The following is a 26,191-nucleotide window of genomic DNA, read 5'->3' on the forward strand; positions in this document are numbered from 1 at the left end:
CCAAATGAAAACAAAAATGTAAATTTCATGAAAAAAGTTGTTAACCGCTTGCATTTGCTTTAAAACTTTGTTAAGTTAATCAAGAAGAATAATGAAAACAATCAATATATTATATTTTTTAATTTCATCAAATGAAAGGAATCATTTATCATGGAAAAACAAACAATTACAATCTACGACGTCGCTCGTGAAGCCGACGTTTCAATGGCAACCGTCTCTCGAGTTGTCAATGGCAATCCGAATGTGAAGCCAGCAACACGTAAAAAAGTGCTAGAGGTCATCGATCGTTTAGATTACCGACCAAATGCCGTTGCCCGGGGCTTAGCAAGTAAGAAAACAACGACAGTTGGGGTCATCATTCCCGACGTTAGTGATATTTATTTTGCATCCCTTGCGCGTGGGATTGACGATGTCGCAACAATGTACAAATACAACATCATTCTAGCGAACTCAGACGAAAACAACCAAAAAGAAGTACAAGTGTTAAATACGCTATTGGCGAAACAAGTCGACGGTTTAATTTACATGGGCCACAGTATTTCGGATGAAATCCGGGCTGAATTCTCACGTTCTAAAACACCAATCGTGCTTGCTGGTTCAATCGATCCAGACGAACAAGTTGGTAGTGTGAATATTGATTACGTTGATGCTGTTAAGGATGCAACGTTGAAATTAATCAATAATGGCAACAAGAAGGTCGCCTTCATTTGTGGTAACCTCCAATTCCCAATCAATAGTAAATATCGTTTACACGGCTATAAAGAAGCCTTGAACGAAGCTGGGATTGCCTATGACGAAAGTTTAATCTTCGAAACGGAATACAGCTACAATGCTGGCGAAGCATTATTTGCTAAAGTGCAAGCTGCTGGCGCAACTGCGGCGGTCGTTAGTGATGACGAATTAGCCGTTGGTGTGCTTGACGGTGCTGTTGATGCGGGTGTCCAAATCCCAGCTGATTTCGAATTAATTACAAGTAACAATACGAAATTAACTGAAATGCTCCGTCCCCAAATGACGTCAATTTCACAACCCTTGTACGATATGGGGGCCGTAGCGATGCGTCTTCTAACAAAGATGATGAACAAAGAAGAAATTACTGATAAGACGATTCTATTGCCATACAGCATTGTCGATCGTCAATCAACGAAACATTAAGCGACTTAAAAAGAGCCTCCTCACAACCAAGATTAGTTGTGAGGAGGCTCTTTTTTGATTAATCGGAAGTTGAATTGTTCGTGCTAGTGGTTGTCTTATTATCCGCCGTTGGATCGAGTTCATCCGCTGTACTATAAGTAATTGAACCGTAGCCGTTGTTATAGCCTAAATAATGATTCCAGAACGTTTCGTAATTCTTAGTTGAACCACCAATCCCGAACTCATACGTTGTAGCCGGTGGTGTCCAATTATTATAAAGCGAAGTTGTCGTGGTGCCATCTAGCGCTTTGGTATTACCATTGAGTGAAACTGAGCCAGGTAATTGCCCGGTGAGTTTAAGCACCTTACTTGAAATCACTGTGCTAGGTTTTGTCCGGTCAGCTTCGAGCTTCATTGAATCTGGATCGAGTTGATAAACGCTATTGGCTAATTTAGCCCAATATTGTTCGTTGATACTGCTGGCACTATCGGTTAAATTCCGACCAGTACTGTCGTAGCCCATCCAAGAAGCGAGGGTAATTCCGGGGGTGCTCCCGATGAACCAGATATCACGGTTATCATTAGAAGTCCCGGTTTTACCAACCAGGTTATTCGTGTTGAAGTAGAGCTGATCAGACAACGTTGAGGCCGTCCCGTCAGTCAATACGCCGGATAACATTTGGTTCATAATATAGGAAGTCGCCTTTGAAAAGACTTTTGTTTTCTGAGACTTATGTTGATAAACAACGTTACCAGCGGGATCGGTAATTTTATCAATGACGTAAGCATCAACGTGTTGACCTTGGTCAGCAAACGTTGAAAAGGCGCTGGCTTGGTCTAAGACGCTGACCCCGTCACTCGTCCCACCAAGGGCAAGGCCGAGTTGGTTATAGTCGGTGGCGGGCAGGTTGAGCCCCATCTTGCTCATATATTTAGATGGATCACTTGTTTTACGAAGTTCATTGTACAAGTTAACGGTCGGAATATTGAGCGATTGGGCTAATGCCGTGTCAGCTGGGATGAATTTGTTCTGAATCGTGCCACCGTAATCGGTCGGCGCGTAAGTTTTAAAGTTGGTTTTAAAATCGGCAAGCATGGTTTTAGAACCAATCAATTTTTGATCAATTGCGGGACCATAAACCAATAATGGTTTGATGGTTGATCCGGGGGAGCGCTTCGTTAACATGTAATTGGTTTGTTTCAATGAGAAATCACGACCACCGACAAATGAGATGATCTTACCAGTTTGGTTGTCTAACAAGACACTCCCATTTTGAACGGGGGAGGAGACTTGTTGTTGTAAACCAGTCACGGCGTCGGTTTCGGTGTCGGTATAGGTGTAACCAAAAGTGCTACTTTGTTCTTTAACAATATTTTGCATTGAATCGTAAATATCTTTGTTGATTGTACTATGGATTTGATAACCCTTCGTGCTTAATAGTTCCGTTGCTTGTGTTTGATATTGTTGGTATAACGTATTGTCACTGTTCAGTTTCTGCGTTGAAATATTAGCTTCTTTGGCTAATTGTTTCGTCATAATATCAGTGGCTTGTGATTCAAGTAAATTATAGACGTAGCCGTAACGCTTCGAAGTTGATTCGGGTTCCGTTTTTGCTTGAAACTCCGAGGTCAAATCCACTTTTTTAGCGGCTTTGTATTCGGCGTTGGTAATTCGGTGATCACGATACATCCGGAATAAAACAGTGTCTTTCCGGTCTAGTCCGTACTTTAAATATTCAGGATCTTTTAAAGTGCCATCTTGATCGTAAGGGGTGTAAACTGAAGGACTTTGGGGTAAGCCGGCGATAAAGGCTGCTTCTGCTAACGATAAGTCTTTAGCATTTTTACCGAATAAGCCTAAGGCTGCCTCTTGAACCCCAGCAATGTTTTGGCCTTTATTGTTGCGGCCTAAAGTGGCGACGTTTAAATAGTCTTGTAAAATTTCTTTTTTAGTGAAATATTTGTCCACGCGTAACGCAAGGAGGACTTCGGTTGCTTTTCGTTTGAAAGTCACCTGTGAGGTTAAGACTTGCATCTTAATCAATTGTTGGGTTAGTGTCGACCCACCGGTTTGTGAACCAAAACCAGTGACTTCGGAAATGACCGCACGTAAGAGCGCTTTAGGCACAACTCCGGAATGTTGATAGAAGTCCTCATCTTCGGTTGCAACAATCGCATCGGTTAAATAAGGGGACATCTGATCAATTTTAACGGGTGTCCGGACTAAATCGGTTTTAATCGACCCAAATTTAACGTTTTGATCGAAATATAGACCGGCCGCCTGATCCGTGTTATCGAGTTGTTGTTTCAAGACTTGATAACTGGGAATCGTTTCAGATTTCATCAATGCTGCGAAGTAACCAGAACCAATCCCGGCCACTAAGGCAAACAGAATTAAACCGATTGAGATTCCATAAAGGATGATACTTTTAATGGCCGCCAGACCGACATTAATCTTAAATAACCAACTGGATTGGCTAAGTGATTGAATGTAGTCCTTTTTTTGCGCTTTAGTTTGTTGACTGCGGCTTGGGTTAGACGGTACATGAAAAATTCGCTGTAATTTAGCTTTAGCCTTCTGGCTGAAGTGATTGACTTTAGTACGGCTTGCTTCGAGAAACTTGCGTGCTCGTTGCTGCCATTGGTCAGAACGCTGCTTTGGCTCTTTCAAATAATACGCCACCTTTTTCTCATACTGTCCAATATTATATAATAGTTCATCACATTATCATACCCGATTTTCAATTTGTAAGATAAATGAAAAATTTGGCTGGCCATCAGTTGCCAAAAATCGGGGATGATTGAGAAAACGCTAACTCCCAGGTATACCAATTTATCCGCCGCTTTTTAGTGTAAAAAAGCTTGCATTTTAAAATAGGGGCGTTTATAATTGGACTATACCAATGGTTCTTTGAATTCTGGACAAAGGGAGAATATAATGATGAAAATTATTAAAGTAAAAGATCAAGTTGAAGGCGCTCAAAAAGGCTTTGAAATTTTTAAAGAAGGTTTGGCTAACGATGCCAAAGTTTTCGGTTTAGCAACAGGGAGTTCACCAATTGCTTTTTACCAAAAAGTGGTTGCTAGCGATTTAGATTTCACAGAATGTACGTCAGTTAACTTAGATGAATATGTTGGCTTGCCAGCTGAAAATGATCAAAGTTATCATTATTTCATGAAAGAAAACTTATTTAATAAGAAACCATTTGCTAAATCATACGTACCCAATGGTCTTGCAAGTGATATTCCTGCCGAACTAAAACGTTATGATCAAGTGATTGCTGATAACCCAGTTGATATCCAAATTTTGGGGATTGGTCAAAATGGGCATATCGGTTTTAACGAACCCGGCTCATCATTTGATAGCAACACACAAGAAGTTCAATTAACAGAATCAACGATTAAAGCTAACGCACGTTTCTTCGAAAACGAAGCTGACGTACCGACTAAAGCAATCTCAATGGGCATTGGCTCAATCTTAAAAGCTAAGAAAATTGTCCTATTCGCTTACGGCGAATCTAAAGCTGAAGCCATCAAAGGCACAGTTGAAGGCCCACAAACAACAGACGTACCAGCAAGTGCACTTCAATTACACGATGACGTTACAATCATCGTAGACGAAGCAGCAGCAAGCTTATTAAGCAAATAAGAGTGCTGACCAAGCCGGTTAACTTCTGAGTATAGCCTAAAATAGAAACGGGTATGACTGGTACTTTAGTCATACCCGTTTTTATTTGTAGCTAGACGGAAGAAGTTGGCTTGGAAGCACGTTTTGATCAGAGTGTGATTCTTCATGGTCAGCCTCTGAGCATTAGCCTAGTTCCGTGAATAAAGTCCGGATTATGGACTTTGTTTGCGAAACGTAGCTAAGCACAAGAGGCTATGAAGAAGAACACGTTTTGACTAGAGTGCTAACTCAAGTTGGTTAGGCTTTGAGGATTAACCTAAAAACAGGCATTATGAGCGCTTTTTTGCTCATGATGCCTGTTTTGTAGTTAACCGGAAAAGGCTACTTGAGAAGCACGTTTAAGATTATCGGTTATTTTAGGTTAGGCAATAAACTTGTCGCTGCTTTTAGCAATTTTGTACACTGAAGATAGTACAACGGATTTTGATATTGATTAAAGGAGGGGATTCAATTGCCAAAAATTGCCATCTTATCAGCAGCTAATCAAGAATATGTACCTTTTTTAAGAGTCATGCTGATTTCAACAATCACAACGATTGCGCCGGACACTCAGATCGCTTTTTACATTATTGATGATCATTTGACACCAGTTGCTAAACAACAATTGCAATCTTTAGTCGAAAACGCAGGCCACCAATTGACGTTTATCAACGTAGATGCCGAATTATTTGTCAATTGCCCCGAAAGTGATCATATTAATCAAACGGCCTATTACCGGATTGTCGCCCCTAAGATTCTAGCAAAACAGGGTTGGCACCGGGTATTATACCTAGATGCGGATACGTTTATTCAAACCGATGTGACCCCATTAGCGCTAAGTTCGCTGCACCGCAACATTATCGGTGCGGTGATTGATCCAGGACAGGCTTTAACGTTGGAAAGACTCGGGTATTCTAAAACTGAAGCGCGGCAGGCACTGTATTTTAATTCTGGCGTGATGGTGATTGATATTGATCGGTGGGAGGACGCACAAGTCAGTGAGCGGACGTTAGATTACATTAATCAATTTCCAGAACGGATTGTCTACCATGATCAAGACGCCTTGAATGCGATTTTAGCCAGCAGTACCGAGATGCTTGAACCCCGATGGAACGTCCAAACATCGTTAATATTTCAACGCCATCAACCGATTAATCAACAGTATGCGCAGTGGTATCAAGCGGCCATTCAGCAACCGGCGATTGTCCATTTTACCGGACACGATAAACCGTGGAACACGCTTAAAGGTCATCCCTATACCAGTCGTTATTTAGCGGTATTAAATCAAGATGATGGTCAGCCAAAAATTCAAATGAATCCAACAATCCGAGTGATTTCAGCGACTAATTCAGAATTTGTACCCCATCTAGCAACCCTGTGGTGTTCGATTATGACCCACAATACTGGTCGTCACCAATACCAATTCTATGTGATGGAAGATCATTTGACGATGGTTGATCGACAACTCTTAGAACGAGTCGCGCGGCGCTATCAAGTGCCGGTGACGTTTGTCCAAGTTGATGAACAATTATTGGCACAAGCCGTTGAAAGTGCGCGGATTACGAAAACGGCTTATTATCGAATCTTAATTCCGACAATCATCACTGATCCGGCCATTGACCGGATTTTGTATCTGGACTGTGACTTCTTATGCCAGACGGATTTAGGTGCGTTATGGCAAACGGCATTAGGCGACCATTATTTGGCGGCCGTCGAGGATGCCGGTTTCCATAATCGCTTGGCACAGATGCAAGTCGATTATCAAAGTGATCGGTATTTTAATTCCGGAATGTTATTGATTGATTTAGCGAAGTGGCGGGCGGCTAATATTAGCCAACAGGTGGTTGATTATATTAATCAAAATCCTGAGAAATTACGTTTTCACGATCAAGACGCGTTAAATGCCGTGTTACATGATCGCTGGTTGGCGTTACATCCGAAATGGAATGCCCAGACCTATATGATGCTTAATGAAGTGCCGCATCCTGAAGTGGCGGGCGCTAAAGCCTACATTGAAGCGCGTCAATCACCGGGGTTGATTCATTTTTGTGGTCATGCTAAACCGTGGCAAGGTCAGTCGAATCATCCGTTTGCACCGGCGTATCGTTATACGCAACAGTTATGGCAACAACAAAATTATCCGCGGTATCGCGCAATGCGCGACCGTGAAAATCAAGGTGAATAACGAAAAAAGCTGAGTGTGTTGAGTTGCGGTTAGCAATTGAGCATTAACAAAAAATCACCAGTTATCTTGAACTTAAGATAATTGGTGATTTTGTAGTTAACCGGAAAAGGCTACTTGAGACGCACGTTATGATTTGAGTGCTACTCAAGTTGGCCGGGAAGCACGTTATCAATTGAGTATCAAGTTAAAAAATCGCCTATCCCGAAACCAGAGGATAGACGATTTTTTGAATTTGAACGGAAGTTGCTACCCGCAACTCAATGCACTTACTGCTTTAATGTTGCGACTGCTTTGGCAATCACTTGTCGTTGATATTGTTGGGCGGCTTTTTTAGCAACCGCTTGTTGTTGCGCAGTCGTCATCGTTGGTGTTTGTTGCATAGCAGCCAGCACCGCTTTTTGAGCATAGGCGGTCGCTGCTGTTTTGAGACTTGCTTGTTGGTTCTTAAGTGTTTTAGCTAACTTTTTAGCTTGAACATCACTGAGTGTTAACCAGTTTTGGCCAATGTCGAATTGATTGTGCCGGCTGACGAATTGATGATCATTACCAGCTAAACCAAACCAGAATTTTGCTTGTCCGTTTTTGTAGACCCTGTATTTCGTTGTTGTGACTAATTTAGGACTGGTTCTGACCACTTTGACCGTATTGGTGGTTTTAGTCGTCTGCGTTGTTTTCGGTTTGCTTTGGTGAATGTCAGTCCGATAAAGATAGACTTTTTCAGTGCCGTTACCAAGTGGATGGTAGAGGAGCATTGAAGGACCTTGGCTGTCGGCGGTGGAGACTAGTGACGTTGTTTTCGTTTCGGTGACGGTTTTCATGCCGAAATGATTATAGTCGTTTTGCACGATGAAAAAGATTGAAGCGATGAACCCTAAACCGAAGACGGTCATTAAAACCCCGCGGGAAAGGCCGTTACTAAAGACGGAAGCCAGGAATAAGCCGAGGGTACAAAGAATTAAGGTGATGATAATCATGCTTGAGTCCCCCCTTGAATAGTTGATTTTTTAGACGTTAAGAAGAACGTGATGATGAAGCCAATCACACAGAAAATTACGGCAACGATGAACGCCGCGTGGTAACCTGAAAGTGTGGCATCAATCGCTTTATCGCGGAACGCCAATGGTAATGTTTTAAGCATGTGATTTGATGGCACATTATTCTTCGTCACACTTGAAAGCACACTGATTAAAACGGCAGTCCCAATTGAGCTTGCGACTTGACGGAACGTATTGTTGACGGCGGTTCCGTGACTGATTAAGTTCATTGGTAAAGCATTCATCCCAGAAGTCGTAACCGGCATCATGACCATTGAAATCCCGAACATCCGGACGGCGTATAAAACGACGATGTAGATGATTGGTGTTTGGGCGGTTAAGAAGATGAACGGTGCAGTTGCGGTCATTAACAGGAACATCCCGGTCATGGCTAAACGTTTAGCCCCGTATTTATCGAAAATTCGACCGGTGATGGGCATCATAATCCCCATCATTAATGAACCGGCTAACAAGGTTAAACCGGAATGGAAAGCCGATTCGCCCCGGATATTTTGGATGTATAAAGGTAAGACCATTTCAGCGCCGACCATCGCCATATTAGTGACACCACTTAAGATGGTTGCAATCGTGAAGACGGGTGATTTGAAAACCCGCAGTTCCAAGAACGGATTGGTCATGGTTAATTGACGCCAAATGAAGAGGCCAATCACGATAACCCCGATGGCTAAAGTGGCCAAGACGAGCGTATCACCCCAACCTTTATCGCCGACTGCTGAGAAACCGTAGAGTAAACTTCCGAATCCGATGGTCGAAAGAATAATCGATAACATATCAATCTTAGGTTTAGATAATTCGATGACACTCTTCATTTGGAAACTAGCAAGGATTAAGACCAAGATGACGATTGGAATAATCATGCCGAATAAAACGCGCCAGTTGTAAGAATCGATTATCCAACCAGAGAGGGTGGGTCCTAAGGCGGGTGCTAGTCCGATGACAATCCCGGACATCCCCATGGCAGTGCCCCGTTTTTCGGGTGGGAAAATCGTTAACATAATCGTTTGCAAGATTGGCATCGAAATCCCGACACCAGCAGCTTGGATTAAACGGCCGATTAAGAGGACCGCAAATGAACTCGTTGGTGCGATGTAGCAGATGATGGTCCCTAATAAGAACACACTCATGGCTGACATGTAGAGAATTTTAGAATTGAAACGGTTGATTAACCAAGCACTGATTGGAATCATAATCCCGTTGACCAGTAAGAACCCGGTTGTTAACCACTGAACGGAAGACGTCGAAACATCGAAAGCTTTCATTAAAGTGGGAAAAGCGGTGGATAAAATAGTTTGATTAAGAACTGTACAGAAAGTCCCAATCAATAAGACTAAGACTAGGACGGTCCGATTATACGGTTTACCGTGGATGTCTAATGGTTGCGAATTAGCCAAGATAAAAATCTCCTTTACGTTTAGTGATTCGATTTTAAAGTTTAGACTTTTCAGAAAACATTGTCAAGTAAGTTGACAAGAGTGTCATTTGACTTGACAAAAGTAACCAGTTTCATATAATGTGTTTAGAAGTAAGAACGGAGCTGGTGATGTGCAAAAGGATTTCTTTCTCAAATTAATAAGTACCGAACAATTGATATTTGGGATTAGCGAAGTTTGCAAGATGGCGAAGGTAACGCCCCGTCAATTGCGCTATTGGGAACAAAAGGGTTATTTACAATCACGCGAAACGGCTAACCAAAAGGCGCGTGAATACGATGCGCACACAACGATTAAAGCGATTTTAATCAAACATTTTTTGGATGAAGGGTATACGTTGGCGGTCGCGGTCCAAAAAATCCAAAAACATATGACGAATATGGAATTGGTGAAATCCGTTGTGCGAGACCATTTTGAAGGAATCGAAGAAATCGACGGGGAGACCGCCGTTAATTTGGGTTATTTCGATGATACCCAACGGCAAATTTTGTACGCAATCGTTAAAGATGGACAGTCGACCTTTAAATTGGTCGACGCACCCAAGCATTAAGACCAATTAAATAACCTAAGATTAGAATTCCAGAATGACTGTTGTGCAGTGACTGGGTGATTAATCTTAGGTTATTTTTTAAATAACAATTGAAACGACGAATGGTGTCACGGTTATTTTCTATACTAAAGTTAACGTGAACCATTCAAAAAGAGGGAGCTGGTCGGGTGTTTATTCCAAAAAATTATCGCGAAATTGTTCGGCAATTACTAATGAACCAGGAAAGTACGCAACATTATTTTAATGAACGTGAATTTAATCGTTTATTGTTACAAAATGGGATTAAATATACAGAATTAATCCGAGCAGAAATGAAAGAACAATTTCCTGAAATGTTGGCGCAATCACCAGAAATTACGCCAATGCAGGCGAGACTTGATCAGTTAGCGTTATATGCTAACCAAATTCAGTATTACTATACGGCAACAGCCATGATCAATGCCACGACCGAAATCCCCAGTGGCTCGACCGATTTTATAGCGCAACAAGCGCGTTATGAAATATACGATATTGACGGTTGTCGATGGACAGACGACATTACGCAAGAGGCGTTGCGGCAGTTAACGCTTGAAGACTTGACCCCAATTGATGAAGGTCCCCGTTTTTTAGAAGGACTTTTTAAGTTGATTCAACAAGCTTCGCAACTCGGATTTTCGATAGCTGCTTATTGGTTGTGTTACAAAGATTCTTATGAGGTTAAACAACCGGAGATTTTAAAATATTATGTGGATCGTTCATTGGTGAAAAAGGACCTTAGTTTTGAACCGATTACTGCATTTGAACCAGTGGCCATTACCGACCATCAATTTAGTTACACGACACCTGAATTTCAGGCGCCGATTCTTACTCAAATCAAAGCGGAAGAATCAGTTGATGATAATTGTTATTATTTTGAAATTAAGAATGCAGAAGGCAATCTGATTTGCTTCGATGTGACCATTGAGAATTTAGGCGCCATTTTATTTGGCCTCATTCACCAAATCGACGTTGCTTTACTTGAAAAAGCCTATTTAGAAAATCAACCGGCGGATCTGCCAATGATGTACAGTACGTACCGGTATGATCGGTTTATTCAATCTGAAGTGTTACCCATTAAAACGCTTAGCGATTTGCAGATGGTGCCAACGACGTTATTTCATAATACGACGCCAATTGGCAGACGAGGAATTTATTATGTTTGTACGGCTAAATTTTTAGACCGTTATGGGAAGCCGTTAGGTCGTCGTGCGTTCTCTGAAGCCGTTGCACAGCGAGACCCTGAAGTAAGACAAGTGAATTCAACTGTTTTTGAATCGGCAATCTTCGCCGCACTAAAGACGGCATTAGTGGGGACGCGTTTGACGGTCCATTGTGCGAAGCGGAAGAAAATATTAGTCGATGGCGTCCCTAATATTGATTTAGCACTGGAACATGATTCTGCGAAACCACAATTGTCACCAATCGAGCGACAGGTTGGGCAATGCTTAAAACGACCGGTAACCACGGTTTATAGTCTATATTCAGATCAACAACCAATACCGGGATTGGTTGAACGGCCTTTTAATGAGTTAGTGGCGGGCATTGACGCGGTCCGTGATCACTATTTAAGGTAATCAAAAAGCGGGCGTTACATCCGTCATAGTATCCTGATATTAAAAGAACATACTGCATTGACGCGCGCCAGAACGCATCAATTGCCGTTCAAATCAAAAAAGCTGGTTATCCTGATAGTTCGGGATAATCAGCTTTTTCAATTTGATACTCAATTGATAACAGAGTTCTGTCACAGCTTGTTACTTTTTTAAAGTTATATTAACGTGTTAAACGGTAGATTGCATCTGCATAAATGGCGATTGCGTTCATGATATCTTCGATATGCATGTATTCGTTAGCTTGATGCATCACGTTTTCGCGTTCTTCAGGAAGGGCACCAAAGGCAACCCCGCGTTCAAGAATACGACCATATGTGCCGCCGCCGATTACTTGTTCATGACCTTTAAGACCCGTTTGATCTTCAAAGACTTGAAGTAAAGTAGCAACCAATGGATCGTTGCCAGCAACGTAATGAGGCCCTTGCGCGTGACCGTCAATCACAACGTCAGCAATTTCAGCTAAGGTTGTTGCCAATGTTTCGCGAGTACTTTCATCAGTGACACCTTTTGGATAGCGAACGTTCAATAGAACGGTTGCGGCACCATCTTGTGTGTAGTTGAAGACTGCTGGACAGATGGTTAAATCGCCCATCACATCATCAGTGTAGTTGATGTTCAACAAGTGACCACGTGAATCTTTGTGCATTAAACGGGCAATTGTGCCAACATAGTTGCCACCTTGTGCATCGAATGCAAAATCAGCTAAGAAAGTTGCTAGATAAGTAGCTGCATTCACGCCAGCCTTTGGTTCTTGGGCGTGTGAGCCTTTACCGATTAAGTTAATCTTAGTATTGGCACCTTCAGCAGTGATTGAACCTTGGAGTTTGTGTTCTGCCAAATAAGCGTTAAATTGTGCTTCGAAATCAGCAGGTAATGTCCCAGCAACAACTGCTTGAGCTGTTTGAGGCACCATGTTAGCGCGTAGGCCAGATTTGAAGCTGATTAGTGTGATATCACCATCAGCACCATCGACTGGTTTGAACGTTGCAACGTATGACACAATTCCTTTTTCACCATTGATGATTGGGAAGTTAGCGTCTGGTGAAATTGCGAAATCAGGTTTTGGTTCAACTTCTAGATAACGGTTGATACCAACCCATTCGCTTTCTTCATCAGTCCCAATAATGAAATGGACGGTTTTATTTAATTCGATATTGTTGTCTTTTAATAATTTAAGCGCATAGTAAGCTGCAATTGAAGGGCCTTTGTCATCTGAAGAACCGCGGGCGTAAATTTTGCCATCTTTAATCACGGGTTCAAATGGGTTTGTTTCCCAGCCTTCACCGGCAGGTACGACATCCATGTGACCTAAAATACCGAAGATTTCGTCGCCATGACCAGCTTCAATACGGCCAGCAACATTTTCAATATTCTTAGTGGTGAAACCATCACGATCTGCGATTGCAAGCATTTGTAGCAAGGCATCACGTGGTCCAGGGCCTAGTGGTGCGTCGTCAGTTTTGTGTTCAACGTCGCGTGCACTATCAATCTTTAATAAAGTAGTTAGGTCAGCTAGCATTTGATCTTTGTACTTAGCTGCTTCTTGTTGCCAATTCAATGTCATTGGAGTCCCAGCTTTCTTTGTTAAATTTTAACCAAGATTTGGTTAATGTAAAATGAAACTACTCTAATCTTAGCATATCAAACCGAATTTAGACAGCCCTTTAAAGTGAAAATAAGCATGAAAAAAGCCTAATTTAATAGGCTTTTTTTACTTATTTTTTCATAATTCGTAAGGCGTTTAAAATCGCGATTAAAGTGACACCGACATCGGCAAAAACAGCTTCCCACATTGTCGCAATCCCAAAGGCACCCAATAATAGGAAGAGTCCTTTAACAGCGAGTGCGAAAATAATGTTTTGCCAAACAATCTTACGGGTAAAACGCGCAATCGAAATTGCGGTGGCGAGTTTAGTTGGTTCATCCGACATCAAAACGATATCGGCCGCTTCAATTGCTGCGTCTGAGCCTAAACCGCCCATTGCGACCCCAACATCGGCGCGTGCCAAGACGGGTGTGTCGTTAATCCCATCGCCAACGAAGGCAATTTTGCCGTTGGTGGCGCGGTCGTCGGTGAGCGCTGCTACGAGTGCGACTTTATCTTGTGGAAGTAGTTCACTTTCAACGCGATCAATGCCGAGTGTTTGACTAACTGCACTTGCGACAGCTTGGTTGTCGCCGGTCAACATAATGGTTTGGCGAATGCCAGCCGTTTTTAATTGTTGAATCGCTGTTTGGGCATCAGGTTTGAGTGTATCGGCAATCACTAAGTAACCTAGATATTGTCCAGCGTAAGCGAGGTGGATACTCGTCCCAATTTCAGTTGGTTCAAGTGGTGTTAAACCACTTTCAGTTAACCAACTGGCTTTACCGGCTTGTAATAATTGGTCGTCAAGTTGACCTTGAACACCGTGGCCGGCAATTTCGCGAACCGCACTGATTGATTCTGTCAGTGCGGCCTGATTAGCCGCCAGGATTGATTGGGCAATCGGATGGTTCGAATTTTGTTCGACCAAGGCTGCTAAATGCAATAAACGATCGCTAGTCACGCCAATCGGATGGATTGCGGTGACCGTAAACGTCCCCTTTGTTAACGTGCCGGTTTTATCAAAGACGACGGTTTGAACGTCGTTTAAGGCTTCAAGGTAGTTACTCCCTTTGACCAGAATCCCGTTTTTAGAAGCCGTGCCAATCCCGGCGAAGAAACCTAGCGGGATTGAAATCACTAAGGCGCAAGGACACGAGATGACTAGGAAGATGAGCGCGCGGTATAACCAATCAGCGAAAACCCCGCCGAAAAATAAGGGTGGCACAATGGCTAATAGGAGTGCGAAACCGACGACGATTGGCGTATAAACTTTAGCAAACCGCGTGATGAAGTTTTCCGTAGGGGCTTTTTGACTGCTAGCATTTTCAACGAGATCTAAGATTTTAGCGACGGTTGAATCCGCGTAAGGTTTAGTGACCTCGATACTGAGTAAACCAGACTGATTAATGCCACCACTTAAGATGGTGTCGCCGGATTTGAAAGCGCGTGGCACTGATTCGCCGGTAATCGCGGCTGTATTGACGAAGCTAGTGCCATCAATGACAATCCCGTCTAAGGGCACCTTTTCACCGGGTTTGACCACGATTGTGTCCCCAACTTGAACGGATTCTGGGGCGACGCGTTGCAGACCGGTGGTCGTTTTTTGATTGGCAAAGGCCGGTTTGATGGCTACTAGGCTAGCGATTGATTGACGCGAATGGTTAATCGCCAACGTTTGGAAATATTCACCAACTTGATAGAAAAGCATGACGCCGACCGCTTCAGCGTATTGACCAATTCCGAAGGCCCCGATGGTTGCAACTGACATTAAAAAGTTTTCATCGAACCATTGACCGTGGAAAATATTAAAAATGGCTTTCCAGATAATATCGTAGCCGATGATTAAAAAAGCACTTAGTAGTAATAAAACCTGTCCAGTTGTGTGGACTGTTGGCAGATAAGAAAGACCAAGGAGCAGTGCACTAGCGATTATTCGGATTAAATTAGTATTAAACGACCATTTTTGAGGTGTCGGTTCGGGTTGATTAGCCGATTGGACCGTCACATCGGGTTCCGTTTTTTTGAGTAAGTCCGCTAGCTCGGTTTCAAAAGTGGTTGCCGCTTGCTTACCGGTTAATTCATAATTTAATTTCTGGGTGGCGAAGTTGACTGAACAACTTTTAACGTTAGGCAATCGTTTGACGTTACTTTCGATCTTAATGGCACAGGCTGCGCAATCGATGCCCGTTAATTGAACTTGTTTCATAATAGAAACCTCCTTATTGGTTTAAGACAACCGTTAATTCGGATGAATGTTTTAAATGGACATATGAGCATATATTCATACGTTATCTAAAAGATAACACCAAAATGCTTAGAATGCAAGACTAATGTCGATTAATTTTAACGTTGATTGCCACCAAAAGAAAAGCACCCAGCGCAAGCCTTTGAGAGGCTTACGCTGGGTGCTTTTTGACGCTTAATGTTCATTAACGTGGGCGATGACTTGCGAGAAGATATTGATCACGTGATTATCCGCTAAAGAATAGTAGACTTCTTTACCCTCTTTACGACTTTTAACTAATTTCGCTTGTTTTAAGACGCGTAACTGGTGAGAAATAGAGGATTGCGACATTTCTAATACGTTGACGATATCGTAGACCCGTAATTCTGATTGAAATAGTGCGTAGAGAATTTTCGCGCGGGTTTTATCACCAAGTATTTTGAAAAGGGTTGAGATGTGATCCAACGTGTCTTCTTTAGGAAGTGTCTTTTGGACAGAGCGAATCAGTTGATCGTGATCAATTGTCATAGGGAGAGCCTCCGTTAGGATTTAATAGTAGGATTTGACCAAGCGGTTGCAAATTGAAACAACGGTTTGGGAGTCAGATCTGATTTAACCGGGTTTAAAAAGGTCAGGGGTGTCGGCAGGATGGTTAAGTTTGTTTGCCGTAATTGTGCGGGCAGTTGTCGATAGAAATACCAAACAAGTTGGCTTTGATCAGTATTGGGCGCTAAATTAATTTGCGTTTGTTGGCTCTTAATCCAGCCGTCTTTAACCTTAAACCAAACACGGTTGCCGACGTAGCGGACTGCCAGAATTTGATGGGGACTGTTGGCGATTAAATGGCCGGTCATTTGAGTGGGATGAATCGGGCTATTCCAAGTTGGAATGCTTAGGGGTTGATTTTTAACTTGAATTGATTTACCAACTAAAAGTGCTGCTGCTTGCGCAGTTTGTCCAACGTTAATTGTATCACTTAAAACGAAACGATTGGTACCAATCCGATAGTAAGTTTGATCGTCAATCGTAATGGTTTGGGTGATTTGATAGGTATGCCCCGCTTTCGCCGGGTTTTTAGCGGTGGTTAATTCGTAAGGGTTTTCGATGGTCGGGAGACTCGTTAAACTATTAACTTGCCCCGTTGTATCGAGATTTTTAATATCGGCTTGATCCTGGGCGGCTTGGTAATGGCGGCCAAGCGCAGGATAATTGGTGACGACCCCATCAACGTTTAGATTGACCAACCAATTCCAAGTCGTTTGATTTTCGGCCATTTCATTCCAAACATAAACTTTTTGATGAAGATAGTGGAGTTGTTTAATGATGGTGGGGGTGACTAATTCAGATGAGATATTAATACCGTCGGCGTATTTAAAACTTTCAAATGAAATTCGTTTAAGACTGCCGACGATAAAAATCCGCGGAATCTGTGGCATTAATTTTTGCATGTTCATCAGACTCTTAATTGAGAAAGAATGAACCATAATCCGGTCTTGCATATGATATTGTTGAATCAATCTGACCAATTCGGCTTCCATATTTTTCGGATTGCCTTTTTTAGTTTTCTTAGTTTCAATTAAGAATTTAGCATTCGGATTATTTTGATAATGTTCAAAAAGTTGTCCGACACTATGGACAGATTCGCCGTTACTCATTTTAAGCGTGCTGAGTTTGGTGAATGTATTTTGCGAAACAATCGTATCAACGCCGGTTACCCGTTGTAAATTGCGGTCATGAGAGATAACTAAGACACCATCTTGGGATTCATGTAAGTCGAGTTCGACGTAATTAGCACCTTGCGAAAAGGCCATGTCAATACTCTGAAACGTTTCTTCGGGCGCATTGATGGGATCGCCACGATGGCCGATGACGGTAAAACCTGATAATAAGAAAAAACAAGTGAAACAGAAGGCTAATAGCCAACGATGCTGATTATTTTTAAGCAAATCAGCAACCTCCTAACATTTTAAAGCTAGTTAATAAGATACCATTATTCTGAAAAAAAGCCCAGATGAGGAGATTAATTTAAGTGAAAGGTAAAAAAATTGAAAATATATTTGACAACGCTTACATTAAGCGGTATATTATGTTCGTAAGGTACTTATGCAATTACCTTTTTATCAATTCTCTTTCTCTCTTATGCCAACCACTGTCTACGGATAGTGGTTTTTTTGTGTACATATTGGTAAAATAAACATAGTTTAAGACGGATAAGAATAGGAAGTAATGATATGGCGGAGAAGTACCAGGTATTTGACATCATCGAAGAAATCACACGGATAGATGGGTCAACGTATTATGAATTGGCTAATATTTTCATGAATGGTCGGGGCGAATTGGCTGCTAATCGGGGTTTGATTAAAGAAGTTCGCATTCTACAATTGAATATTCCTCATTCAAATGCGGTTCAGACTTATGAACGGTATATTAATGACACTTACACGATGCCGACCGTTGATTTTGATCGGTGGGAAGAATGGCTTAAGACGGACGGATTGATTCAACAGGCGTTTAATGAGATATTAAAAGCAAACCATATTGGCTAGGGGGTATGTCTGGTGCTTTATTTCACGGCGGATACGCATTTTTTTCACGAAGCGTTATTAGGCGATAATGATTTTGCACCACGCCTGTTTACGTCAGTTGATCAAATGAATCAGACTATCATTACGAATTGGAATCAGCGGGTGCAAGCGACTGATCGGGTTTATTTATTGGGAGATATTGCATTTGTGCCGAACAAACCGACAGCGTTTGCGCAGGTCAATCAATTGTTGACGCAACTTAACGGACAATTGATTATGATTAAAGGTAACCATGATAATCGGGCATTTCTGAAATATTTAGCGCAACATAATCAACCGTTATCGGATGGTCGATTGCATTACCAGTTTGAATCAGTGGGAGTGTTGATAAAGGTCAATCATCATCAGTATTTTTTAACGCATTATCCGTTATTATTAGGGCGTGTTAAGCAAACATTTAATTTACACGGTCACATTCATCATTCGATGTTACCAATTGCGGAAAATATTAATGTCGGGTTAGATGCGCCTGAACGGGATCTATTACCGAAGTCACCCGCTTTTGGGACGCCGTTATCAGTTGCTGAGATTGAATTGATTTTTGAACGGAAACAAGCGGTATTAGCACAAGACGAGCAGCGTTAAACACTAAGAGGGTAATCAGATGGAAACAATTCATATTCTACACACGAATGATTTACATTCACATTTTGAAAACTGGCCGAGAATGCGCCGTTTCCTATTAGAAAAGCAACAAACCTATCGTCAACAAAACGAGACTGTCTATACGTTTGATATTGGGGATGCGATGGATCGCAGTCATCCTTTAACGGAAGCGACTAATGGTCAAATCAATACCGAATTGTTGAATCAGATTGGTTACGATGGGGTCACCATCGGTAATAACGAAGGCATTGGCAACAGTCATGCTGATTTAGAACATCTGTATGATCACGCAAACTTTCCAGTCTTGTTGGCTAATTTATTCGAACAATCCGATGAACAATTAGCTGAATTTGCGCAACCATATCAAATTATGACGACGGAAGCTGGGACGCGAGTGGCCGTGATTGGGCTGACCGCACCGTTTTTCTTAACGTATCGGCCGAACGGTTGGGATCCCGTGACGATTAGTGAAGAAATGCCCAAGTTATTGGCGACTTTAGAAGGCCAATATGATATCTTGATTTTATTGTCGCATTTAGGGATTACGACGGATAATTGGTTAGCCCAACAGTTTCCAGAAATCGACGTCATTTGTGGCGCACACACCCATCATCTATTGAAAGACGGCTTGGTGGTCAATCAGACTTTGTTAACTGCGGCTGAAAAGTACGGCCATTACATCGGCGACATTACGTTGACGCTAGAAGACCATCGGATTATCGACCAAGTGGCCCGCACCGTTTTAACCGCGGATTTACCAGTTGAAAAGACTGATAAAGCTGAAATCGAAGGTTATCTGAGGCGGGGCCATGCGTTGCTGAAGGCCCAGACAGTGGCTGATTTACCAGAAATTTTACCGATCAAAGCGGTCGGGGAATCGCCGATGATGACGACTGGACTTAAAGCGTTGGAAACAGCGACCGAGACGGATACGGCCATCTTAAACACCGGGTTATTTTTAACGGATTTGCCGGCGGGCGTCATCACCAAAGATGACGTCCAAACGCAGTTGCCCCATCCGATGCACCTGATTAAAGTCACGCTCAAAGGTTATGATTTATGGCGAATGGTGCTCGAAATGGAAAAGAATCGGTTGTTTTTACGTAAGTTTCCGATTAAAGGGATGAGTTTTCGTGGTAAAATCTTTGGAGACGTTGTTTATGACGGGATTGCAGTTGATCTGAATTTACGCCGGGTCTTTTGGCACGGTCAAGAAGTGCAACCCGATCAGACGTACACGTTTGCAACGGTCGATCACTATTTATTCATTCCGTTTTTCCCGACGATTGAGATTGTCGGCGAAACTGAATTTGTCTTTCCTGATTTTTTAAGAAACGCAGTTGCTCATTATTTAGCACAAGAATACCCCGTACAACGGGAAAAGGAGGACCAAGGTGACAGAAACCAAACCAAATCCTAAATTGACTAAAAAAGTCACACAAGCGTTGGCCAAGGAAACGGAAAGTGCGCCAGTCGAAAAACAACCAGAAGTCCCACAACATGTCGTGGTTAAAAGTGAAACGACGTTAGAAATTGATAAATGCGCCTATGAAGTGGTGGTTGATTACCGCGACGGTTACCAACCAGATAAATTAAATGAACGCTATAACGATGTGTTAGCCAAATATGATTATATTGTGGCTGATTGGGGTTTTGAACAACTCCGGTTACGCGGATTCTATAAGACAACAAACCGGCGGGCTAATAAAGATCAATTGATTGATACGTTGGAAGACTATCTTTATGAATATTGTAATTTTGGCTGTCCCTACTTCGTCATTGAACGCCAAGGTAAACCAATCATTAAAAATGAAAACCGGCGCCACAACAACCGCCAACGGAATTCACAAAAGCGGCGGCGTCAACAGAAACCAGCTTTCACGGAACGCCAAGTCGTTGACAGCCAAAAGGTGGTTAAAGAAGAACCTAAAAAGGCCGTCACCACGAATAAAAAATCCGTTAATAAGCGCCATTTTAAGATTCGACCACTAGAAAGTGACACTAAAAAGTAAATTGGAGCGTTTAAAAACAGATGACAGATAATAAATATGCAGGTTATTTAATTGATTTAGATGGCACGATGTACCGTGGCAAAGAACGGATTCCAGAAGCGAAGGCCTTTATTGAACAATTGCAGGCGAAGCATTTAGATTTTATGTTCTTAACCAATAACACGACTAAGTCACCAGAAGCAGTCGTTCAAAATTTGGCAGACAACCACGATATTCACGCAACCGCTGACCAAGTTTACACACCATCGTTAGCGACTGCCCGCTATTTATTGAACTTAAACGGCGGTCAAGCTAACGGCAAAACAGCGTATGTGATTGGTGAAATTGGGTTGAAACAAGCGATTTTAGATGCTGGGTTTAGAACCAATGAATACGATCCTGACTATGTGATTGTTGGCTTAGACTATGACGTGACCTACCATAAGTTTGAATTAGCGACACTAGCGATTAAACGCGGCGCACTTTTCATCGGGACCAATGCTGATACCAATTTACCGAATGAACGCGGTTTAGTGCCAGGCGCTGGTTCAGTGATTGCCTTAGTGGAACGTTCGACACAACGTTCAGCCTTATACATTGGTAAACCCGAAACGATTATTATGGATATGGCGTTAGAACAGTTCGGCTTAACCAAAGAACAAGTCGTGATGGTCGGCGATAACTATAATACGGATATTAAAGCCGGCCTTAATTCAGGGATGGCCACCTTATTGGTTTACACGGGGGTTTCAACACCAGCCGATGTGGCCAAAGAAGCAGACCAACCGACGCACATTATTAATAGTCTAGCTGAATGGCAGGCTTAAAACGGTGCGTTGTTTCGTTGAGCGGTTGGCTCGTGACGTGGTTAGCGCTACTGAGTGGGGCGGTTGTCTTAACGTGTTTGTTGAGTTGGCTGATTTATCCGCTAATCAGTAGTAGTGGTCATTTAGCGGCCAATCAACAGCTTAGCCAACCACAATTACTCAAAAACTTTAATCAATTAATGCGTTATCTATTATTACCGGGTGGTCAGTTGCGACTACCCGATTTTCCGATGTCAGCCAATGGATACCAACATTTTGTTGAGGTGAAACGGCTCTTTTTATTGGCGGAAGTCGTTTGTCTCGTAACGTTTTGGCCAGCGATTTGGCAATGGCGACGGCGACAACAACAGGCAAAATTATGGCAATACATCGCACCGATGCAAATCGCGTTAGTGTTACCACTCGTACTCGGCTTTATCGCGAGTATGAATTTTGAACGCTTTTTTATTGCCTTTCATCAATTGCTATTCCGTAATTTGGATTGGCAGTTTGATCCGGCGGTCGACCCGATCATCCTCGTGTTACCCGCGAGCTATTTTGCCATCTGTTTTGGGCTGTTTTTTATCCTGATTGAAGGTAGCTTTGGCTGGTTATTATGGCGGGGCAAACGGTCGTTGCGTTAAACCAACTTTTTTATTAAGAAAGCCTAAAAAAGATTGCTTTGGCTGGCCGATTCGGTATGCTAGAGAAGTTAGTGTTAAATGAAAAAGAGTATAGGAGTGTCAACATGACGCAGTTAATTGATTTTGTTTTACATATTGATGCGCATCTGGTCAATATCGTCAACCAATTTGGCAATTGGACATATGTCATTTTGTTTGCCATTATCTTCATTGAAACCGGGGCGGTCATTTTGCCGTTTCTACCGGGCGATTCATTATTATTTGCCGCAGCAGCATTAGCGGCGCGGACCGATAATGATTTGAATATTTGGTTGTTTGCCGCGTTATTCTTAATTGCGGCGATTGCGGGCGATTCATTAAATGAACAAATCGGTCAACGTTTAGGACTGGCCGCTACGAAAAATCGGTTCTTTGGTAAATTTATCAATACTGAGAAAATTGCAGAGGCCCAGGTCTTCTTCGACAAATACGGTGGTAAGACGATTACGATTGGTCGGTTTATGCCGATTATCAGAACGTTTGTCCCGTTTGTGGCCGGTGGGAGTCAAATGCCATTTAAACGGTTCTTCCGTTACGATGTAATGGGTAGTGTGCTCTGGGTAGTGCTCTGTTGCGGCGCGGGTTACTTCTTTGGTAATATCGCAGTCGTTAAGGAACATTTTTCATTAGTCGTGCTCGGGATTATCGCAGTGTCATTGATTCCGATGGTTGTCACGGCCGTTAAAGGGCAACTGAATAAAAGAAAAGTGAATTCTTAAATAAGTGCGTTGAGTTGCGGGTAGCAACCGAGCATTAACAGAAAATCCCCCAATTATCTTGATTTTAAGATAACTGGGGGATTTTAGGTTAAGCGGAGATTATTGCGACTCAAAAGCACGTTTCAGAAAAGAGTGTTGACTGAACTGGTCAGCTTCTGAGTATAGCCTAGATTAGTGAATTATGACCGGATTTTGGGCATAGTTTGCTAATCGTAGCTAGACGGAAGAGGCTAGTTCAAAAGCACGTTTCAGAAAAGCGTGTACTTCTTTGACGCGCACCAGAAGACATCAATTTCTGTCACAGCTTGTTTAAATTACATGATTGACGTACTGTGCAACGGTTGACGCTTTTCAGGGAACAGACTGGTTAATAATTCGGTGACTGCAATTGGGGCTTCACCAAAACCGCTGGCGATTAGTTTAACTTTACCAGGATAAGTGACAATGTCGCCAATTGCATAGATGTTCGGGATGTTAGTCGCCATCTGTTGGTTAACGCTGACTTGATGGTGGTCCAAGGTTAAGTTCCAATCACGTAGAATTTTAGTGTCGGAGATGAAGCCGTAGTTGACGAGTAGCTTATCAACGGTCAAGGTTTCTTGGTCAGTTGATTTCATCTTTTTAAGATTTAACGTTAATTGTTGCTCAGTTTCGGTTAAAGCATCAATTAAAAATGGGGTTTTAATCTTAATTGATGAGGTTTTGAGGGCGTCGACACTGCTTTCTAAACCGCGAAACTGATCACGTCGATGGACTAAATAGACTTGCTTTGCGACTTTTTCGAGCATTAAGGCCCATTCAATCGCGGAATCACCACCACCAGCAACGGCAACGACTTGGTCTTTGAATTGGTCCATCTGTTTGGCGAAATAGTGGACATAATGATTATCCCAATTAGGGTTATAGTCGACTGCCAGTTTGCGTGGAGTGAAGGCGCCGTTACCGATGGCGACAATCACACCGCGAGTGTGCGTCTTGCCGTTAGTGGTTTCAAGGATAAAAGTGCCATCAGCTTGGGGCTGAATATTTTTGACGGCAGTTGATAGTTGAATTGTGGGTTTGAACAGGTTTAATTGCTCGATTAAATTAGCGGTGAGTTGGGCACCGGTGATGCCGGTGAAACCAGCGACGTCGAAAATTTGTTTTTCCGGATACAGGGTTGCGACTTGCCCCCCCAATTCTGGGAGACTTTCAATAATTTGGACATCGGCTTTGCGCATGCCGGCGTAGTAAGCGGCAAAGATTCCGACAGGGCCGCCACCGATGATGGTGATATCAAATAAATGGTTTGAATCGAGCATTTCATTACTTCCTTACTCTTATATAGTAGACTTCCTAAGCTAGTATACTAAAAAGAAATTAGGAAAGCACAATAAAAGCAATAAATATTAATAGTAATTTAAGACACAATTCGCTATGATATAAATTGAATTAAAAAATTGGAGGTAGATTACATGGCATATCCACAATTAGATTTAGAAAACTTTGCAGGTCCAACAGCAACTTTTGATACTAACCACGGTGAATTTACAGTCGCATTATTCCCAGAACAAGCGCCTAAAACCGTTGAAAACTTTATCGGTTTAGCTGAAAAAGATTATTACGACGGCATTGTTTTTCACCGGGTCATCAATGATTTCATGATTCAAGGTGGCGATCCAACCGGTACCGGGATGGGCGGCGAAAGTCTCTGGGGACAAGCGTTTGCTGATGAATTTAATCCAGAAGTATTCAATTTAAACGGTGCATTATCAATGGCTAATGCCGGTCCTAACACGAATGGTAGTCAATTCTTCATCGTGACTAATGAACATATCAACCAAAATATGTTGTCACAACTATCGGGTGCTGGTTATCCTGAAGAAGTCATCACGGCTTATCAAAAGGGTGGTACACCTTGGTTAGACTTTAAACATACTGTTTTTGGTCAAGTAATGAGTGGCATGGCAATCGTCAATGAAATTAATGCGACTGAAACAGGGATGCAAGACAAACCGGTTGAACCAGTTGTCATCAACCATATTACAATCAAACATTAAATTTAGTAACTAGCTGTGACAGAACTCGGTTATCAATTGAGTATCAAGCTGAAAATGCTGGTTATCCCGAAATTAAGGATAACCAGCATTTTTGATTTGAACGGAAATTGATGAGTTCTGGCGCGCGTCAAAAAATAATGTCCGTTTAATATCAGAGTACGACGACTTATGTCATAACCTTTTTTTGATAACATAGAAGTCTTGCCTTTTAGGATCGATAAGGCTTAAAATAGATAGGATAATAAAATGTGGAGGACAGTATGGACTATCGAATTGGACAAAAAGTGACCGGCGTTGTGACTGGGATTCAACCTTATGGCGTCTTTGTTTCATTAGATGAAACGGTACAAGGCTTAATTCACATTTCTGAGTGTGGGCACGGCTTTGTCAAGAACCTAGAAGAACAATTTACGCTTGGCCAGCCGATCAAAGTGATTATTTTAGATGTCGATGAATATACACATAAGGTTAGTTTGTCTTTGCGGGCGTTAGCACCAGAGCCTAATTTATTGGCACAACGCGCTAAAAAACATTATTGGACTAATCGGCGAGTGCAAACGGGTTTTCAACCCATTGCAGATCGATTAGCCGGTTGGACGCAAGCAGCATTAGATGATTTAGATAAGGGTGAGTATTGATGAGTGCAAAAGTAGCGGGAACAATCATGTACAAAACTGAAACGGGCCAATACGTTTTTTTGGTCAAACCACAAACAAAAGAAACGTTTGAGATGTTATCCACTGAAAAAAACAATCAACAAACACCACTTGCAGCGGTTTTAATTGCGTTGCAAGCAAAGCTGAAGATTGACGTTAACCAGTTGCGATTAACAAATTTAGCCAATATTAAGTTAGATTCTGAGAATGTTTCCTTTTTTGTTTTCCAATGGAGTGAACATATGCCTGAATTTTATACCGAACAATTGGCTTTAATTAGTGAAGCGGGTTTCCAATTCAAGACCCCTAGTGAATTCACGGCATTATTGGATAAATTAGAGGTGACCAGTGTTCCGCATCTAAATTAATTCGGACGATTGATGTATATCTATTCAATATTGTCCGCGTTTTAAATTATTTTAAGATTAATTAAAAAAAATATGAATAATTGCTTGACGGTCTAAGCTAATGTTGGTATAGTAGTCTATGTTGTCAGCGAGACAAACGGTTATCGATTTTAAAAATGTATAAGCAATCCGGAAGTTGAATATTTATTCAAAAAATATTTAAAAAAGGATTGACAAGCATTTCGAGAACATGATATACTAATCTAGCTGTTTCAACAACAGTAGATCTTTGAAA

The 26,191-nt window shown here is 42.0% G+C and carries 23 protein-coding genes; 15 read left to right on the forward strand and 8 right to left on the reverse strand.

The annotated features are described in order from the left end of the window. The first annotated feature begins 150 nt into the window (after positions 1 to 150). Positions 151 to 1,155 carry a catabolite control protein A gene (ccpA, locus tag LFUMFP_RS03100; RefSeq protein WP_025083468.1) on the forward strand — a complete coding sequence of 335 codons (1,005 nt, stop codon included), beginning with the start codon at positions 151 to 153 and terminating at the stop codon, positions 1,153 to 1,155. Between the two features lie 58 nt (positions 1,156 to 1,213). Here the strand turns inward: ccpA and LFUMFP_RS03105 are convergent, their stop codons facing one another. After that, positions 1,214 to 3,805, reverse strand: a complete 2,592-nt coding sequence (locus LFUMFP_RS03105; RefSeq protein WP_082603731.1) for a transglycosylase domain-containing protein — start codon at positions 3,803 to 3,805, stop codon at positions 1,214 to 1,216. A gap of 270 nt (positions 3,806 to 4,075) precedes the next feature. On the opposite strand from LFUMFP_RS03105, the gene LFUMFP_RS03110 reads away from it, so the two are divergent. Continuing rightward, positions 4,076 to 4,783, forward strand: a complete 708-nt coding sequence (locus LFUMFP_RS03110) for a glucosamine-6-phosphate deaminase (protein WP_025083469.1) — start codon at positions 4,076 to 4,078, stop codon at positions 4,781 to 4,783. A gap of 490 nt (positions 4,784 to 5,273) precedes the next feature. Further along, positions 5,274 to 6,986: a glycosyltransferase family 8 protein gene (locus tag LFUMFP_RS03115; protein ID WP_233210616.1), complete on the forward strand. Its 1,713-nt coding sequence runs from the start codon at positions 5,274 to 5,276 to the stop codon at positions 6,984 to 6,986. Positions 6,987 to 7,252: 266 nt separating this feature from the next. On the opposite strand, the gene LFUMFP_RS03120 is transcribed toward LFUMFP_RS03115, so the two are convergent. Both LFUMFP_RS03120 and LFUMFP_RS03125 read right to left on the reverse strand, forming a co-directional pair. Then, positions 7,253 to 7,960, reverse strand: a complete 708-nt coding sequence (locus LFUMFP_RS03120; RefSeq protein WP_025083471.1) for a DUF4811 domain-containing protein — start codon at positions 7,958 to 7,960, stop codon at positions 7,253 to 7,255. Beyond that, positions 7,957 to 9,432, reverse strand: a complete 1,476-nt coding sequence (locus LFUMFP_RS03125) for an MDR family MFS transporter (protein WP_025083472.1) — start codon at positions 9,430 to 9,432, stop codon at positions 7,957 to 7,959. The genes LFUMFP_RS03120 and LFUMFP_RS03125 overlap by 4 nt, the downstream gene beginning before the upstream one ends. Before the next feature lie 151 nt (positions 9,433 to 9,583). Here LFUMFP_RS03125 and LFUMFP_RS03130 point away from each other — a divergent pair, with 151 nt between their 5' ends. Together LFUMFP_RS03130 and LFUMFP_RS03135 are read left to right on the forward strand one after the other, a co-directional pair. Continuing rightward, positions 9,584 to 10,021, forward strand: coding sequence for a MerR family transcriptional regulator (locus LFUMFP_RS03130; protein ID WP_025083473.1), 438 nt, complete (start codon positions 9,584 to 9,586; stop codon positions 10,019 to 10,021). A 167-nt stretch (positions 10,022 to 10,188) separates the two neighbouring features. Next, on the forward strand, positions 10,189 to 11,613 hold the full coding sequence (locus LFUMFP_RS03135; protein ID WP_106483042.1) for a hypothetical protein: 1,425 nt from the start codon (positions 10,189 to 10,191) through the stop codon (positions 11,611 to 11,613). Positions 11,614 to 11,812: 199 nt separating this feature from the next. On the opposite strand, the gene pepV is transcribed toward LFUMFP_RS03135, so the two are convergent. The 4 genes from pepV to LFUMFP_RS03155 all read right to left on the reverse strand — a co-directional run bounded on the left by pepV (position 11,813) and on the right by LFUMFP_RS03155 (position 17,410). Next, positions 11,813 to 13,216: a dipeptidase PepV gene (pepV, locus tag LFUMFP_RS03140; RefSeq protein WP_056950250.1), complete on the reverse strand. Its 1,404-nt coding sequence runs from the start codon at positions 13,214 to 13,216 to the stop codon at positions 11,813 to 11,815. A 151-nt stretch (positions 13,217 to 13,367) separates the two neighbouring features. After that, positions 13,368 to 15,446, reverse strand: coding sequence for a heavy metal translocating P-type ATPase (locus LFUMFP_RS03145; RefSeq protein WP_106483043.1), 2,079 nt, complete (start codon positions 15,444 to 15,446; stop codon positions 13,368 to 13,370). A 213-nt stretch (positions 15,447 to 15,659) separates the two neighbouring features. Further along, on the reverse strand, positions 15,660 to 15,992 hold the full coding sequence (locus tag LFUMFP_RS03150) for an ArsR/SmtB family transcription factor (RefSeq protein WP_106483044.1): 333 nt from the start codon (positions 15,990 to 15,992) through the stop codon (positions 15,660 to 15,662). Between the two features lie 14 nt (positions 15,993 to 16,006). Then, on the reverse strand, positions 16,007 to 17,410 hold the full coding sequence (locus tag LFUMFP_RS03155) for a glycerophosphodiester phosphodiesterase (RefSeq protein WP_106483045.1): 1,404 nt from the start codon (positions 17,408 to 17,410) through the stop codon (positions 16,007 to 16,009). 285 nt (positions 17,411 to 17,695) lie between these two features. Between LFUMFP_RS03155 and LFUMFP_RS03160 the strand changes: the two genes are divergently transcribed. From LFUMFP_RS03160 to LFUMFP_RS03190, 7 genes are all read left to right on the forward strand, one after another. Next, entirely contained in the window at positions 17,696 to 18,010 is a 315-nt protein-coding gene (locus LFUMFP_RS03160) for a hypothetical protein (RefSeq protein WP_106483046.1), read from the forward strand. A gap of 12 nt (positions 18,011 to 18,022) precedes the next feature. Then, positions 18,023 to 18,634, forward strand: a complete 612-nt coding sequence (locus tag LFUMFP_RS03165; RefSeq protein WP_106483047.1) for a metallophosphoesterase — start codon at positions 18,023 to 18,025, stop codon at positions 18,632 to 18,634. A gap of 19 nt (positions 18,635 to 18,653) precedes the next feature. Next, a complete protein-coding gene (locus tag LFUMFP_RS03170; RefSeq protein WP_106483048.1) occupies positions 18,654 to 20,075 on the forward strand; it encodes a bifunctional metallophosphatase/5'-nucleotidase in 1,422 nt (473 codons plus the stop codon). Beyond that, positions 20,050 to 20,667: a YutD family protein gene (locus tag LFUMFP_RS03175; protein WP_106483049.1), complete on the forward strand. Its 618-nt coding sequence runs from the start codon at positions 20,050 to 20,052 to the stop codon at positions 20,665 to 20,667. The genes LFUMFP_RS03170 and LFUMFP_RS03175 overlap by 26 nt, the downstream gene beginning before the upstream one ends. Before the next feature lie 20 nt (positions 20,668 to 20,687). Continuing rightward, positions 20,688 to 21,473, forward strand: a complete 786-nt coding sequence (locus tag LFUMFP_RS03180; protein ID WP_106483050.1) for a TIGR01457 family HAD-type hydrolase — start codon at positions 20,688 to 20,690, stop codon at positions 21,471 to 21,473. Further along, complete coding sequence (locus tag LFUMFP_RS03185; protein ID WP_106483051.1) at positions 21,461 to 22,096, forward strand: TIGR01906 family membrane protein; 636 nt, start codon at positions 21,461 to 21,463, stop codon at positions 22,094 to 22,096. The genes LFUMFP_RS03180 and LFUMFP_RS03185 overlap by 13 nt, the downstream gene beginning before the upstream one ends. A 104-nt stretch (positions 22,097 to 22,200) precedes the next feature. Next, positions 22,201 to 22,854 (forward strand): VTT domain-containing protein, encoded by a 654-nt coding sequence (locus tag LFUMFP_RS03190; RefSeq protein WP_106483052.1) that lies wholly within the window; start codon positions 22,201 to 22,203, stop codon positions 22,852 to 22,854. A 314-nt stretch (positions 22,855 to 23,168) separates the two neighbouring features. On the opposite strand, the gene LFUMFP_RS03195 is transcribed toward LFUMFP_RS03190, so the two are convergent. Then, positions 23,169 to 24,155 (reverse strand): NAD(P)/FAD-dependent oxidoreductase, encoded by a 987-nt coding sequence (locus LFUMFP_RS03195; protein WP_106483053.1) that lies wholly within the window; start codon positions 24,153 to 24,155, stop codon positions 23,169 to 23,171. 153 nt (positions 24,156 to 24,308) lie between these two features. On the opposite strand from LFUMFP_RS03195, the gene LFUMFP_RS03200 reads away from it, so the two are divergent. The 3 genes from LFUMFP_RS03200 (at position 24,309) to LFUMFP_RS03210 (ending at position 25,917) form a co-directional block, all read left to right on the forward strand. Beyond that, positions 24,309 to 24,893: a peptidylprolyl isomerase gene (locus LFUMFP_RS03200; protein ID WP_025083483.1), complete on the forward strand. Its 585-nt coding sequence runs from the start codon at positions 24,309 to 24,311 to the stop codon at positions 24,891 to 24,893. Positions 24,894 to 25,153: 260 nt separating this feature from the next. Beyond that, positions 25,154 to 25,531 (forward strand): CvfD/Ygs/GSP13 family RNA-binding post-transcriptional regulator, encoded by a 378-nt coding sequence (locus LFUMFP_RS03205; RefSeq protein ID WP_025083484.1) that lies wholly within the window; start codon positions 25,154 to 25,156, stop codon positions 25,529 to 25,531. Further along, positions 25,531 to 25,917, forward strand: a complete 387-nt coding sequence (locus LFUMFP_RS03210; RefSeq protein WP_025083485.1) for a hypothetical protein — start codon at positions 25,531 to 25,533, stop codon at positions 25,915 to 25,917. Before LFUMFP_RS03205 ends, LFUMFP_RS03210 begins: the two co-directional genes overlap by 1 nt. Positions 25,918 to 26,191: the final 274 nt, after the last annotated feature.

Source organism: Latilactobacillus fuchuensis, assembly GCF_900258455.1.
Classification (GTDB): domain Bacteria; phylum Bacillota; class Bacilli; order Lactobacillales; family Lactobacillaceae; genus Latilactobacillus; species Latilactobacillus fuchuensis.